At 66.4% G+C, this 14,383-nt stretch carries 15 protein-coding genes; 6 read left to right on the plus strand and 9 right to left on the minus strand.

What is annotated here, in order from left to right:
- Positions 1 to 124: 124 nt before the first annotated feature.
- Entirely contained in the window at positions 125 to 1,102 is a 978-nt protein-coding gene (gtdA, locus tag EPO55_RS01645; RefSeq protein WP_296334748.1) for a gentisate 1,2-dioxygenase, read from the plus strand.
- On the opposite strand, the gene EPO55_RS01650 is transcribed toward gtdA, so the two are convergent.
- From EPO55_RS01650 to EPO55_RS01665, 4 genes are all read right to left on the minus strand, one after another.
- Entirely contained in the window at positions 1,103 to 1,894 is a 792-nt protein-coding gene (locus EPO55_RS01650) for a DUF4394 domain-containing protein (protein WP_296334642.1), read from the minus strand.
- 103 nt (positions 1,895 to 1,997) lie between these two features.
- Positions 1,998 to 2,387, minus strand: a complete 390-nt coding sequence (locus EPO55_RS01655; RefSeq protein ID WP_296334643.1) for a hypothetical protein — start codon at positions 2,385 to 2,387, stop codon at positions 1,998 to 2,000.
- Between the two features lie 9 nt (positions 2,388 to 2,396).
- Positions 2,397 to 3,092, minus strand: coding sequence for an EI24 domain-containing protein (locus tag EPO55_RS01660; protein ID WP_296334644.1), 696 nt, complete (start codon positions 3,090 to 3,092; stop codon positions 2,397 to 2,399).
- Positions 3,093 to 3,102: 10 nt separating this feature from the next.
- A complete protein-coding gene (locus tag EPO55_RS01665) occupies positions 3,103 to 4,251 on the minus strand; it encodes a CaiB/BaiF CoA-transferase family protein (protein ID WP_296334645.1) in 1,149 nt (382 codons plus the stop codon).
- A 127-nt stretch (positions 4,252 to 4,378) separates the two neighbouring features.
- Between EPO55_RS01665 and EPO55_RS01670 the strand changes: the two genes are divergently transcribed.
- Genes EPO55_RS01670 through EPO55_RS01680 form a run of 3 tightly spaced genes read left to right on the plus strand, consistent with a single transcriptional unit; the run spans position 4,379 to position 7,744 of the window.
- Positions 4,379 to 6,055 (plus strand): hypothetical protein, encoded by a 1,677-nt coding sequence (locus EPO55_RS01670; protein WP_296334646.1) that lies wholly within the window; start codon positions 4,379 to 4,381, stop codon positions 6,053 to 6,055.
- 10 nt (positions 6,056 to 6,065) lie between these two features.
- Entirely contained in the window at positions 6,066 to 6,959 is an 894-nt protein-coding gene (locus tag EPO55_RS01675; RefSeq protein ID WP_296334647.1) for an MBL fold metallo-hydrolase, read from the plus strand.
- 11 nt (positions 6,960 to 6,970) lie between these two features.
- Positions 6,971 to 7,744 (plus strand): short-chain dehydrogenase/reductase, encoded by a 774-nt coding sequence (locus EPO55_RS01680; RefSeq protein WP_296334648.1) that lies wholly within the window; start codon positions 6,971 to 6,973, stop codon positions 7,742 to 7,744.
- Positions 7,745 to 7,756: 12 nt separating this feature from the next.
- On the opposite strand, the gene EPO55_RS01685 is transcribed toward EPO55_RS01680, so the two are convergent.
- Positions 7,757 to 7,897: a hypothetical protein gene (locus EPO55_RS01685; protein ID WP_296334649.1), complete on the minus strand. Its 141-nt coding sequence runs from the start codon at positions 7,895 to 7,897 to the stop codon at positions 7,757 to 7,759.
- 71 nt (positions 7,898 to 7,968) lie between these two features.
- Positions 7,969 to 8,238 carry a DUF3309 family protein gene (locus EPO55_RS01690; RefSeq protein WP_296334650.1) on the minus strand — a complete coding sequence of 90 codons (270 nt, stop codon included), beginning with the start codon at positions 8,236 to 8,238 and terminating at the stop codon, positions 7,969 to 7,971.
- Between the two features lie 162 nt (positions 8,239 to 8,400).
- Between EPO55_RS01690 and recQ the strand changes: the two genes are divergently transcribed.
- Positions 8,401 to 10,242, plus strand: coding sequence for a DNA helicase RecQ (gene recQ, locus EPO55_RS01695; protein ID WP_296334651.1), 1,842 nt, complete (start codon positions 8,401 to 8,403; stop codon positions 10,240 to 10,242).
- A gap of 159 nt (positions 10,243 to 10,401) precedes the next feature.
- Here recQ and EPO55_RS01700 read toward each other — a convergent pair whose 3' ends face one another.
- Positions 10,402 to 11,253: a metallophosphoesterase gene (locus EPO55_RS01700; protein ID WP_296334652.1), complete on the minus strand. Its 852-nt coding sequence runs from the start codon at positions 11,251 to 11,253 to the stop codon at positions 10,402 to 10,404.
- A gap of 82 nt (positions 11,254 to 11,335) precedes the next feature.
- Between EPO55_RS01700 and EPO55_RS01705 the strand changes: the two genes are divergently transcribed.
- Entirely contained in the window at positions 11,336 to 12,325 is a 990-nt protein-coding gene (locus EPO55_RS01705; protein WP_296334653.1) for a tripartite tricarboxylate transporter substrate binding protein, read from the plus strand.
- A gap of 159 nt (positions 12,326 to 12,484) precedes the next feature.
- Here EPO55_RS01705 and phaZ read toward each other — a convergent pair whose 3' ends face one another.
- On the minus strand, positions 12,485 to 13,705 hold the full coding sequence (gene phaZ, locus EPO55_RS01710; protein WP_296334654.1) for a polyhydroxyalkanoate depolymerase: 1,221 nt from the start codon (positions 13,703 to 13,705) through the stop codon (positions 12,485 to 12,487).
- A 77-nt stretch (positions 13,706 to 13,782) separates the two neighbouring features.
- The gene (locus tag EPO55_RS01715; protein WP_296334655.1) at positions 13,783 to 14,361 is read right to left on the minus strand and encodes an SCO family protein; all 579 of its coding nucleotides are present in this window, start codon (positions 14,359 to 14,361) and stop codon (positions 13,783 to 13,785) included.
- Between the last annotated feature and the right edge of the window lie 22 nt (positions 14,362 to 14,383).

The raw sequence follows: 14,383 nt of genomic DNA on the forward strand, positions 1-14,383 counted from the left end.
GCCGCCCGGACGGGTGCAGCGGCTCGTGTCCCGTTGCGCGCCGCCGCCGAGTAGCCGGGTGGCTGCGCCCGCCAGCCGCAACAACGCCCGCCGTGACTTCTACGAGCGCATCGGTGGCCTGTCGATGGCGCCGCTGTGGGAGCAGCTGCACCAGCTCGTGCCGCCGAGCCCCGCACCCAAGTACCAGGCCGCAAGCTGGGACTATGACAAGGTGCGGCCGTTCCTGATGGAGTCGGGCGCGCTGATCACCGCCAAGGAAGCGGTGCGCCGCGTGCTGATCCTCGAGAATCCGGCGATGCCCGGCAGCGCCTGCATCACGCCCACGCTTTATGCCGGCCTACAACTCATCCTGCCGGGCGAGGTGGCGCCCGCCCATCGCCATACCCAGTCGGCGCTGCGCTTCATCGTCGAGGGCGAGGGCGCCTACACCGCCGTCGACGGCGAGCGCACGATCATGCATGAGGGCGACTTCGTCATCACGCCGACCTGGACCTGGCACGACCACGGCAACGATTCGTCCCGGCCCATGGTATGGCTGGACGGTCTCGACATACCGATGGTGGCGATGTTCAACGCGGGCTTTGCCGAGAACGGCGAGACCGACGAACAGGTCGTCACGACGCCCGAAGGCACGTCGGACGCAAAATTTTCGAGCGGTCTCCTGCCGGTCGATTGGAAGCCCGCCAAGCAGACCTCGCCAATCTTCAACTATCCCTACAGCCGCACGCGCGAGGCGCTGCAGGGCCTGGCCAAGGCCGGCCCGCCCGATGCCTGCCACGGTTTTAAGCTGCGCTATGTCAATCCGGCAAACGGCGGCACACCGATCGCGACGATGGGCACTTACATGCAGCTCCTGCCCAAGGGCTTCACGAGCGCGCCCTATCGCAGCACCGACGGCACGGTCTTCTCGGTGGTCGAAGGCAAGGGCGAGAGCAAGGTGGGCGACAAGCTGATGCGCTGGAAGAAGCGCGACCACTTCGTCGTGCCGAGCTGGGCCAAGGTCGAGCACCGCGCCGATACCGACGCGGTGCTGTTCTCCTTCTCCGACCGTCCGGTGCAGGAGAAGCTCGACTTGTGGCGCGAGGATCGCGGCGACAAGTAGCTAGTTTGCGACGGCGATGTCGATCAGCTTGCCGCTCATGCCCTTGATGGTACCGACTTGCGTCGCCTTGCCGCTCGCGAGATCGACCGTATAGAGCGCGCCGCCGGCGATCACGTAGGCGGTATTCTTGCCGTCACCGTCGCTGGCGATATCCATCACGACATCGGCTGCGCCCGTGACGCCGACCATGCCGCGGGTCTTCAGCACGCCGTCGTTCGGGGGGTTCTGCAGCACCAGCGCGCCGGTGCTGCCGTCGACATGGAACAGCTCGGTGCCCTTGGCGCCGTTCATCGAGTTGGTGTAGGCGCCAGCTGCCACGGCAGGCTTCTTGCCGCTGCTGGCGTCGGCGGCATCGTAGTTCAGTGGCTTGTCGACGATCGTGGCGCCGGTATCGACATTGATGCGCAGGCTGACGCCATCGGCGGCGATCACACGCAGACGATCGGCCACCGGGTTGAAGTCGACGACCGGGCGCGGTCCGAGCGCCACCTTCTCCGACACCATGCTGCCGGGTGTTGCAGTGCCGCTCAAATGGTCGATGACCACGAGCTGTCCGCTCGCCGTGAGGCCGTAGAGCTTGCCGTCCGCCGGGCGCACGTCGATGCCGATAACTTTGTCGGCGCCGGAAATCGCCATCGGGACGGAGGCTGCCATCGTCGCCGTGTCGATCTTCACCAGCTTGTTGTCGGCGGTGAGCCCGACCAGGGTCGCAGCCTCGGCCGAGGCCATGCCGATCGTCAGTGCCAGCAATGAAGCGCCACCGAGCCGCCCGAACGTGTTCCTGACTGCCATGTAATCCCCTCCTGCTTCATGTGCGGGTGCACATGACTTAAACGCAGGTCGAGGGGACTCCGGATGCTTCTGCTCACGGAGTCGTGAAACTGGTGACGTGAATCTAGGCGACGCGCCGCTTCTGGGCGGCCACCGAGCCGGCGCACTGGTCCGGCGGCAAGGGGCGCAGGTGAGTGTCGTAGGCGTCGGCGAACTCGGCCCGCCAGGGCGCGCCGTTGCGGCGATAGAGCGAGACGAACAGCGTGCAGGCATCGGACTGATAGCGCAACACGCGGGCCGGCTCGTCCTTGCGGTCGAGTGCGGCGGCACCAAACGTGGTTGCGAGCTGCTGCTCGTCCATGCCCTTGATGCGGTCGAGCGGGATCGGTGTGCCGGGGTTGCGGGAGGTGAAGACGCCCTTCTCGCCGCCGGCGAGCGAGTATTGCGGACTGGAGTCCGTGACGCAGCCGCCGAGGAGAACGATGAACGCGAGAGCCCCAAATGCCTTTTTCATGCCCTCATTCTAGCGCGACCCGGCAGGCAAATTAAGGGGCGGCTTCAGCGTCTGGGCGACATGGACCATGGCGGCCACGCCCAGGACCGGCACGATCAGGTTCAGGACCGGGATGGTGCCGAGGAAGACGAGGACGATCCCGGTCAGCCACAGGACACCGCCGTTGGCCTTGCGCCAGGCTTTTACGTCGGCCGGGTCGCGGCGGCGGAGCGCCACCTGCTCATAGTACTCCCGGCCGGTGAGCCATCCGTTGGCGCCATAGAACAACGCCGCGCCCAGTCCGGCGACGAACAGTGCCACCAGGTAGAATGGCAGCAGCAGGAGATTGAGCGCCACCAGGGTGAACAGGAACACGATGCCCGAGCGGATGCCGATCCACACCGGAACGCCACGGGCGCGGCCGAGCTGCGGGTAGTGCTCGGCCTCGACGATGTCGGCGATCTTTTCCAGGAAGATCGAGATCACGATGCCGAAGCTCGCCGGGAACAGCATCAGCGCCAGCACCGTGACCGCGCCGCCGCCCAGCCAGCGGATGGTCTCGTTCAGCCAGTTCCACTGGAAAGTGGCGAAGGACTGCAGCACCCACCACGCCACGACGCCGATGGCGATCTGCAGCACCAGCGACAAGGCCAGAGACTGCCAGATGATAACGCGCAGCCGGGGGTCGCCAAGCTGCCGGACGGCCAGTTCGAAGGCGCGGATCATCCGTGCGACATCATTGTGGCCCGACGATGCCTGCCGCCTTCAGTTCACCGATTTCCTTGGTCGAGAAGCCGCTCTCGCCCAGGATCTCGTCGGTGTGCTGACCGCGCTTGGCGGCGGGACCTTTGACGCTCTCCTTGGTGCGCGAGAAGCGCGGCGCGGCGGCGGGCTGGGCGAAGCCCGAGACGTCGACATAGGCGCCGCGCGCCTTGGCGTGCGGATGCTGCGAGGCCTCCTGCATGGTGAGCACCGGCGCGAAGCAGATGTCGGTACCCTCCATGATCGCGCACCATTCATCGCGCGTCTTGGTCTTGAAGATGCCTTCGAGCTTGGCCTTGAGGTCGCCCCACATCTTGCGGTCCATCTGCGCCGGCAGGTTCTGGCCCTTCAGTCCCGTCTTCTCGAGCAGCAGTTCGTAGAATTGCGGCTCGATCGAGCCGATGGAGACGAACTTGCCGTCCCTGGTCTCGTAGGTGCCGTAGAAGTGCGCGCCGCCGTCCAGCATGTTGGTCTCGCGCTCGTCCTTCCACAGGCCGGCGCCTGCCATGCCGTAGATGCCGCCCAGCAGCAGCGCCGCGCCGTCGACCATGGCGGCATCGACCACCTGGCCCTTGCCCGAACGCTGCGCCTCCAGCAGGCCGCACACCATGCCGAAGGCGAGCAGCATGCCGCCGCCGCCGAAGTCGCCGACCAGGTTGAGCGGCGGCATCGGCTTGTCCTTGGAGCCGATGGCATGCAGCGCGCCGGTGAGCGCGATGTAGTTGATGTCGTGGCCGGCCGCTTTCGCGAGCGGGCCTTCCTGACCCCAGCCGGTCATGCGGCCGTAAACCAGCCTGGGGTTGCGCTTGAGGCAGATGTCGGGGCCCACGCCCAGCCGCTCGGCGACGCCGGGGCGGAACGGTTCGGTCATGCCGTCGGCTTTTTCGATCAGCCGCAGCACGACATCGATGCCTTCCTTCTTCTGCAGGTCGACCGAGACGGAGCGCCGGCTCCTGTTGTGCACGGCGAACTTGGGATCGGCGAGGCGGTCCATGACGTGGCTCTTGGTGCGGTCGACTCGGATCACGTTGGCGCCCATGTCGCCCAGCATCATCGAGCACATCGGTCCCGGCCCTATTCCGGCCAGTTCGACGATCGTCAGTCCCGAAAGCGGCCCCGCCATGTGTTTTCTCCCGCAAAATGCATGTTTTCTTTGCGGCACCATGGTAGCTGAAGGGTCAGGCGTTACAAAATGTGTCGCGCGGTCTAAAGTCCGCGCCGCGAGAGACGGTCGGAGGAAACGGATGGGGTTGGGCCGGTTTGTCACGGCGGGCGCGTTTGCACTCGCCGTTGCGGGCAGCGCGCTTGCGCAGCAGGAATCACCGCCGGCGCCCAAGGAGTACAGCCAGCAGTTTCTGGTGCCCGGCTCCTGGTTTCATGGCGTCCACGGCCTGGCCTTCAACAAGGACGACCAGCTTTTCGCCGGATCGGTGATCGGCCAGACGCTCTACCGTGTCCAGGTCGATACCGGCGAAGTCGACCGCGTGATCGACGCCCCGACCGGCATGGCCGACGACATCGCCTTCGCCGACGACGGCACCATGGCGTGGACGGCCTTCCTGCTGGGCAAGGTCTATGTCCGCAAGCCCAACGGCAAGACCATCGAGGTCGCCAACGGTATGGGTGGTCCCAACTCGATCGCCTTCGGCAAGGACGGCCGGTTGTTCGTGTCGGAGGTCTTCCTTGGCGACGCGCTCTACGAAATCGACCTCAAGAACGTCGACAAGCCCGACTTCAAGCCGTTCCCGCGCACCGAGCTGCGCCGGATCGCCGAGAAGATGGGTGGGTTGAACGGCTTCGAGATCCACCGTGACGACGGCTTCCTGTACGGGCCGCTGTGGTTCAAGGGCGAGGTCGTGAAGATCAATCTCGAGTCGGGCGCGATCGACGTCATCGCCTCGGGCTTCAGGATTCCCGCCGCGGCCAACATCGATCCGCAGAACCGCGACAATCTCTACATCGTCGATACCGGCACCGGTGGCGTCTGGAGCGTCAGCCTCACCAGCAAGGCCAAGAAGCTGGTGGCCTCGCTGAAGCCCGGTCTCGACAATCTCGCCTTCGATTCGCGCGGCCGCCTGTTCGTGACGTCGATGACCGATAACGGCATCTATCTCGTCGACAAGCACACCGGCGCCGCCAGGACCATCGTCGAGGGCAAGCTCGCCGTGCCGACCGATCTCGCGGTCACCACCGAGGGCGGCAAGGAGACAGTGCACGTGGCCGATGTCTTCAGCTACCGCACCGTCGACGGCCAGAACGGCACGGTCTCCGACGTGCTGCGCGTGCACGGCGATACGCACGCCTACCCGATCGGCATCTCGGTCGGACCGAAGCATGTGCTGCTGTCGAGCTGGTTCTCCAACACCGTCGAGAAGGTCGACCGCAAGACCGGCAAGCTGACGTCGACCTTGGCTGGCTTCGCCGCACCGGTCGACGCCCTGGAGGGTGCTGACGGATCGCTCTATGTCGCGGAACTGGCGAGCGGCAACCTCGTGAAGGTAAGCCCTGACGGCAAGACGCGCAGCGTCGTCGCCAAGGAACTGCGTGGACCGGTTGCCATGGCCCAGGGTCCGGGCAATCTGGTCTACATCACCGAGATCGCCGGCGGCGCGGTGCTCCAGATCGATGTCGTCAGCGGCGCCCGCAAGGTCGTGACCGATGGCCTGGCCGGTCCCGAGGGCATCGACGTCGGGCCGGACGGCCGCCTGTTCGTGGCCGAAGTGGGCCAGAAGCGCATAGTCGCCATCGACCCCCTCTCCGGCGTCAAGACGGTGATCGCCTCGAACCTCGATATCGGCCTTGCGCCCTTCCCCGGCGGCCCGCCGGCGCTGGTGCCGACCGGTGTGGCGGTGGCGAGGTCAGGCACGGTCTATGTCAGCTCCGACATCCGCAACGCGCTCTACAAATTGACTCCGCCTTCACCGTAAGAGCAACGCGATGCCCGGCATTCCCTTCATCAAGGACTTCAAGTTCGACTACGGCACGGCGATGGAGGTGACGCCGCTGATCCGCCGCGTGGTGGCCAACAACCCGAGCCCCTTCACCTTCAAGGGTACCGGCACCTACATCATCGGCCACGGCAAGGTGGCGGTGGTCGATCCCGGCCCCGACCAGCAGGACCATATCGACGCCGTGCTGCGCGCCGTGCGCGGCGAGACCGTCACCCACATCCTGGTCACCCACACCCACATCGATCACGTGCCGGCCACCCCCGCGCTCGCCAAGGCGACCGGCGCCAAGGTCTTCAGCTACGGCCCGCATCCCCGGCCGCCCGAGGGCGTGACGACGGAGCAGGAGGGCGACTTCGCCTTCGCCCCCGACGTCAAGCTCAACGACGGTGATGTCATCCAGGGGGATGGCTGGAACGTCGAGGCGGTCTACACGCCCGGCCATATCTCCAACCATCTCTGCTTCGCGGTGAAGGAAGACCGGGCGCTGCTCTCGGGCGACCACGTGATGGGCTGGTCGACGGCCGTGATCTCGCCGCCCGACGGCAACATGGCCGACTACTTCGCGTCCTTGCGCAAGCTGCTGCCGCGCGACGAGACGCTCTACATTCCCACGCACGGCGCCGAGATCAGAAATCCCAATCCCTTCGTGCAGGCCTACATCGAACATCGCCTCGGCCGCGAGGCTCAGATCATGGCGCGCCTCAAGGAAGGTCCTCAGACCGTCCCGCAGATGGTGGCCAAGAACTACGCCGATACGCCGATCCATCTTCATCCCGCTGCCGGCCGCTCGATGCTGGCGCATCTGGTGCAGATGGTGAAGGACGGCCGCGTAAAGACCGAAGATGGCCGAGCCACGATCGATTCCATCTATCGTCTCTAGGAGACCGGGACATGGACATGAAACTCGCCGGGCGCACCGTGCTGATCACCGGTGGCAGCCGCGGCATCGGCTTCGCCTGCGCCATGGGCTTCGCGGCCGAAGGTTGCGCCGTCCACATCGCCTCGCGCTCGAAGGAATCGCTGGAAGCCGCGCGCGAGAAAATCCGTGCCCGCCACAACGTACCGGTCGAAATTCATCCGGCTGATTTCTCCAAGGGCGACACGGCGCGCTCGGTGGTCGAGGCTGTGGCCCATGCCGACATCCTGGTGAACAACGCCGGCGCCATCCCGCGCGGCGACATCTTCGGCATGACCGAACCCAAGTGGCGCGAGGCCTGGGAACTCAAGGTATTCGGTTACGTCAATGCCACGCGCGCCATGCTGGAGAAGTTTTATGCCCGCAAGAAGGGCGTGGTGGTGAACGTCATCGGCCTCGCGGGCGAGAGCTATAACTACGACTACGTTGCCGGCACCATGGGCAACGCCGGCCTGATGGCCTTCACCCGTGCCGTGGGCTCACGCAGCGTCGATCACGGTGTGCGCGTGGTGGCGATCAATCCGCCGGCGACCCGTACTGACCGCATGCTCACCTTGCTGCGCGGCCAGGCCGAGCAGAAGTTCGGCGATCCCGAGCGCTGGCCCGAACTCACCAAGCACATGCCGTTCGGCCGCGCCGCCGAACCTGACGAGGTTGCCGACCTCGCGGTGTTCCTGGCATCGGACCGCGCCAGCTACATCAGCGGTGTGGTGATGACTCTCGACGGTGGTCAGGCGGCGCGACACTAGACGCGCACGAGGTTACTTGTGCTTGTTGGCGGCGGCCTTGGCGCCGGGATTGGTGTGTGCTGCCGCGAACGGCGAGCTCGCCACGATCTTCTTGGACTTGTCCTGCTTGGGCTTCTTCTTCTCGCGGTTGCTGCGCATTTGACCTTTGGCCATGTCGGTTCCTTCCTGGGCGTGGGAGCGGCAGGACCCTAGGCGCATTTGACCGGCGTGTACGATCTGTCTCGTCACTCCGCGGCAATAATGACGATGTTGCGGGGCGCCGGATCGATCATCGAAGCCTCGACCATGAGCCGGCTTTTTGGCTGGGTGGCCAGGCGCTCGCCGAGCGCTTCGGACGGGCCGCTGCGGCTGCTGGCCGCGAAGATCCCGACGCACACCAGAAGAATGCCGACGCAGGCGCCGGGCCCATAGCCCCAGGCGGCGCTGTGGCGCCAGCAGGGCATGACCGCGGCGCCGATCGCCGCCAGCAGGAGCGTAAATCCCAGAATCAGCATCCCGGCCTCCGGCTGTGCCGTCCAACGAGGCAACGGCGGCGGCGAGCGCGGGTTCCGCCTTGATTCCGCCTTGAGGTGTCTACGCGGCAAGGATGCGTCCGGTTCATCCACAATGCAGCGCATGACGCCGCCGGCCGGCGCGGCGATAGTGTCGGCAAAACAATGACCGACGCCCTCTCGACTGCCCTCCTGAGCGCCCACGCGCTGCTGCATTCCGTCTTCGGCTTCAACGAATTCCGGCCCGGCCAGGAGGAGATCGTCCGTGCCGTGCTGGCGGGCGAAAACGTGCTCACCGTCATGCCGACCGGCAGCGGCAAGTCGCTGTGCTACCAGCTCCCCGCCCTGGTGCGGCCCGGTCTCACGCTGGTGGTGTCGCCGCTGATCGCCCTGATGCGCGACCAGGTGCGCGCCCTGGCAGCGGCCGGGGTCGCGGCCGGCAGCCTCAATTCCAGCAACGAGCCATCCGAGACAGCCCGGGTCATGGACCTGCTGCGCAAGCGCGAGCTCCGCCTGCTCTATGTCGCGCCCGAACGGCTGGCGCGGCCCGACACGGTCGAGATGCTGGCCGAGGCCAACGTCACCCTGATGGCGATCGACGAGGCGCACTGCGTCTCGCAGTGGGGCCACGATTTCCGGCCCGAGTACCTCACCCTGGGCAATGTCGCGCGCCAGATCGGCGGGCGGCTGCAGACGCTGGCATTGACCGCGACCGCCGATGCGCCGACCCGCGGCGACATCGTCGAGAAGCTGTTTCCCGCAAGTCCGCCGCGCGTCTTCGTCCGCAGCTTCGACCGGCCGAACCTCCGGCTCGCCTTCCAGACCAAGGAACGCTCCTCGCGCCAGGTGCTGGCCTTCGTGCGCGCCCACGAGGGCGAGAGCGGCATCGTCTATTGCGCCTCGCGCCGCAAGGTCGAGGAACTGGCGGCGACGCTGGCTGAGTCCGGCGTGCGCGCGCTGCCCTATCACGCAGGCCTCGACAAGCGCGTGCGCGACGCCAACCAGGATTCCTTCCAGCAGGACGATGGCGTCGTGATGACCGCCACCGTTGCCTTCGGCATGGGGATCGACAAGCCCGACGTGCGCTTCGTCTGCCATGCCGACCTGCCGTCCAACGTCGAAGCCTACTACCAGGAGATCGGCCGCGCCGGCCGCGACGGGCTGCCGGCCGACACGCTGACGCTCTACGGCCTGGGCGACATGCAGCTCCGCCGCCTGCAGATCGAGCAGAGTGATTCCTCCGACGAGCGCAAGCGCATCGAACGCCAGCGCCTGGGTGCGCTGCTGGCGCTGGCCGAGGCGCCGCGCTGCCGCCGGCAGACGCTGCTCGCCTACTTCGGCGAACCGTCGGAGCCCTGCGGCAACTGCGACCTCTGCGTCGAGGGTGTCGAGCGCTTCGACGGCACCATCGATGCCCAGAAGGCGATGTCGGCCATCCTGCGCACCGGCGAACGCTTCGGCGTCGAACATCTGGTCGCCATCCTGACCGGCGAGCGCACCGAGAACGTGGCCAAGTTCAACCACGACCGGTTGCCGACCTTCGGCGTCGGTTCGGGCCGCAAGGCTGGCGAGTGGCGCTCGATCTTCCGCCAGCTCTCGGCCGTCGGCCTGATCGCTCAGGACCTGATGGAGCACGGCCGCTGGTCGGTGACGGAGGAAGGCTGGCGGGTGCTGAAGGGCGAGACTCGCATCGAGTTGCGCAAGGACCTGTCGTCGGGCGCGGCCAAGGGCAAGGCGGGCGGGCGCCGCGACCGCCGCGCCGCCACCGCCGCGATCGTGGGCGATGGCGACACGGCCCTGCTCGATGCCTTGAAGGCGCTGCGCACAAAACTGGCGCGGACCCAGAACGTGCCCGCCTATGTCGTCTTCTCCGACCGGACGCTCGCCGAACTCGCCTCGCACCGTCCGGCCAACCCCGGCGCCATGCGCGAGATCCACGGCATCGGCGATGCCAAGCTCGAACGTTATGGGGCGGCGTTCCTCGAAGTCATCCGGGCGAACGCCTAAAGGTCGCCTCTCTTCCCCTTTGCGGAGTCCGCAAAGTCGGTGCTAGGGCGCGTAGCGACCTAGCACCTGAAGTGCCCTCGTCTTACGAGGGCGATGGGGTTCATGACCCCCTCCGCCCCTGCGGGGCACCTCCCCCGGGACGGGGGAGGAGAACTCCAGTCACGCGCCCGACGGTTCGGGATTCTCGAACGGCGTGCCGGCCTTCAGGATTCGGTAGCGGCCGTCCTGGATTTCCGCGGCCGTGACGATGCCGGTCCGGGCGCTGCCGCCGTCGAGGCCGAGTCGGTCGCCCTCGAACAGGTGCGGGTCGTCCATGCCGCTGATCGCCTTGTGCATGTCGGGCGGCGTGTGACCGTGCACCACCAGCGTGCCGCCGAAACCCTGCTTCCAGTCGAGGAAGCCGTGGTTGATCCAGGCCCAGCGGGCCTCGGTGAAGGTCAGCCAGGGTCGTGCCAGGAATTCGTCGGGATCGGCATGCGGATCGAGGCCGCCATGGACGAACAACGCGTTGCCGAGCCGTATATGCGAGCGCATGGCCTGCAGGCGATGCACGACATTCTCGCCCAGTGCCGCCTTGAGCAGGCCCTGGTCGGCGCGCACCGCCGCGTGACCCGTCCGCGCCGCCATCTGGTCGAGCAGCTTCTGGCCGCCCATGCGCTTGCTGAGCCACATGGTTTCGGCCTTGTGGGCATGCGGCCCGCCGACCACCGTCAGCATCATCATGATCTCGTGGTTGCCCATCACCCGGTCGATGTGATCGACGCCACGCGCTTCCTCGCCCTCGGCCCACAGCTCGAGCACGCCGATGCTGTCCGGCCCGCGGTTGATCATGTCGCCGAGATAGATCAGGCGGCGCTTGCCACCTTGTTCCTTTGCCAGTCCGGCGATGCCGTCGAGCAGGGCTTTCAGCTCCACCGCGCAGCCGTGGACGTCACCCACGGCAAACACCGTCTCGCCACCCAGTGCAAAAGGCGCGGGTTTCCAGGCAGAGACTTCAAGGGGAACGGTCATGGCCGCAATGATAGCCCTCTCCGGTGCGGCTGGGTATGCTGGCGCCAACCGTCACAGAACGGTAGCCATGGAAGGAACGACAATGACCGGTATCAAACGTCGCGGCGTGCTCGCCGCCGCGCTCGCCGCCCCCGCGCTCGCGCGGCTGGGCGAAGCTCGCGCCCAGACCCAAGCCCAGGCCGCATGGAAACCCGACAAGCCGATCACGGTCTACAATCCGCTGGCGGCGGGTGGCGTCTGCGACGTGCATCTGCGCTTCCTGGGCGAGCGTGTCGGCCGCAAATGGGGCACTCAGGTGATCGTCGACATCAAGGCCGGCGCCGGCGCCACGCTGGCGGCGGCGCAGATGCCGAACGTCAAGCCCGACGGCTACACGATCGCCTGCATGACCATCAACAGCCTGCGCTATCCGCACTACCAGCAGGCCGCCTGGCATCCGCTGCGCGACTTTTCCTACATCATCGGCCTGTCCGAATTCACCTTCGGCGTCGTCGTGCGCGCCGACTCGCCCTACCAGACCATCCAGGATCTGATCGCGGCCGGAAAGCGCGAGCCCGAGAAACTGAACTATGGCACCAGTGGCGTCGGCGGCACCGGCCATCTGCTGATGATCGAGACCGAGCAGGCGACGGGCGCGCGCTTCACCCACATTCCCTACAAGGGCGGGGCCGAATGGATGCCGGCGCTGCTGGGCGGCCACATCCAGTTCGTGCCCGACGGCGCGGCCTGGGCACCGTTCGTCGAGAACGGCCAGGTTCGCGTACTGGCGATGGCGACGGAAAAGCGCTTCGGCAAGTATCCTGACAAGCCGACGCTGATCGAAAGCGGCATCAATGCCGTGGCGGTCAGCCCCTATGGGCTGGTCGGGCCGAAAGACCTGCCGCCTCAAGTCGTCCAGGCGCTGCACGACGCCTTCAAGGAGGCGATGGCCGACCCCGGCCACCAGCCGCTGCTCGACAGGTTCATCCAGGAGCCGTGGTATCGCGACCCGGCCCAGTTTCGCGCCTTCGCCGAGAAATACTACGTCGACGTGAAGCCCACGTTGGTCAAGGCGGGCCTCGCCAAATCCTGACCCCCTCCGCCCCGTAAGACGGAGCACCTCCCCCGCTACGCGAGGGAGGAGAAGAAAGTCAGACTCCTCCCCCGTCATCGGGTCGTCGCTATGGCCGCCAGCGGCCATAGCGACCAGGTGGCCTCAGGCGCCTGTGAAGGCGCCGCGCCGGAGGGAGTCTTAGGCCGCGTCGTTCTCGCGGATGAAAGTGCGGACGCGCGGCATGATCTGCTCGCGCCACTTGCGGCCGTTGAAGATGCCGTAGTGGCCGACCCTGGGCTGCTCCCAGTGGACATGGCGGGCGCCGGGAATGTTGGGCGTCAGTGCGTGGGCTGCCTTGGTCTGGCCGATGCCGGAAATATCGTCGAGCTCACCCTCGACCGTCATCAGGGCGGTCTCGATGAAGGAAGGATCGATCTTGCGGCCGCGGCTCACCCATTCGCCGCGCGGCAGCAGGTGCTCCTTGAACACCACCTCAATGGTCTGGAGGTAGAATTCGGCATTGAGGTCCATGACCGCGAGATATTCGTCATAGAAGGTGCGGTGGCCGTCGGCCGAATCGTCGTCGCCCTTCACCAGGTGCTCGAACTGCCGCATGTGGGCGTTCACATGCCGGTCGAGGTTCATGGAGATGAAACTCGTGAGCTGCAGGAAGCCGGGATAGACGCGGCGCATCGCCCCGGGATAGCCGAACGGGACCGTCGAGATCACGTTCTGGCGGAACCACATCATCGAGTTGCGCATCGCCAGGTCGTTGGGAACGGTCGGGCTCTGCCGCGTGTCGATCGGGCCGCCCATCAGGGTGAGCGATTTGGGTTGGCGCGGATCCTTGGCCTCGGCCATCAGCGCGGCCGCCGCCAGCACCGGCACCGACGGCTGGCAGACCGCGATCACGTGCACGTCGGGGCCGAGGTAGCGGCTGAAGGCGATGACGTAGTCGATGTAGTCGTCGAGCGAGAAGTCGCCGGAGGTAATCGGCACCTCGCGGGCGTCCTTCCAGTCGGTGATGTGGACGTCGTGATCGGGCAGCAGCGCCTCGACGGTGCCGCGCAGCAGGGTGGCGAAGTGGCCGCTCATCGGCGCCACCACCAGCACCTTGGGATCGCGCCGGATGGTGTCGCGACGGAAACGCACGAGATCGCAGAACGGCTTGCGCACCAGGATCTCTTCGTTGACCTCGACGGTCTGGTTGCCGATCTCAGTGGTCGCGAGGCCGAAGTGGGGCTTGCCGTAGTTCTGGGTCAGCCGCGCCACGATCTCGGCACCCGCCGCCACCGACTTGCCAAGCCACGTGTCGGAGAGCGGGTTGTAGGGGCTGGAATAGGCCTGCTCGAGGGCGTTGGCCCAGAGGCGAACGGGATTGGCGAGCTGACGCTGGAATTCGTAGGCGTGATAAAGCATGTGGGCGCGGATTGTACGCTGCCGCGACTGCTTGTCACTTCAATATTGCAGCGCACAATTCGTGCGAATTCAATGACTTAGAGCAACCGTCCCACGGCCGCCGAGATCGCGTCGGCCTTGGCCTCGTGGGTGAAGTGGGTAACGAAGCGGCCGTTGCGGTCGAGCAGGTAGACGATCGAGGAGTGGTCCATGAGATAGGGCCCGCCGTCCTTTCCCGGGACCTTCTGGTAGTAGACGCGGAAGGCGCGGGCGACGTCGGCCACCTGTTGCGGCGTGCCGGTCAGGCCGATGAAGGTCGGCCCGAAGTTGGGCACGTAGCCCTTGAGCAGCGCCGGCGTGTCGCGCTCGGGATCGACGGTAATGAAGACGAGATTCACCTTCTTGGCCGCGTCCGGTCCCAGCTTCTCGATCGCCGTCTCCATCAGCAGCAGTGAGGTCGGGCAAACGTCGGGGCAGTAAGTAAAGCCGAAGTAGATCAGCGTCGGCTTGCCCTTGAGGCTGTCGCTGGTGACGGTACGACCGTCCTGGTCGACCAGCGTGAACGGCCCGCCGATGCTGGGGCGGCCGCCCTGGAGGGCATCCCAGCCGATCCAGCCGGCGGCGAGGGCAAGGGTTGCAATCCAGACGCCGAGCAGGGCTTTCATGGTACGCGACATGGGCGGGAACATGGGCCGGGCG

The sequence above is a fragment of the Reyranella sp. genome (genome assembly GCF_004296935.1).
In the GTDB taxonomy this organism is placed as follows: Bacteria; Pseudomonadota; Alphaproteobacteria; order Reyranellales; family Reyranellaceae; genus Reyranella.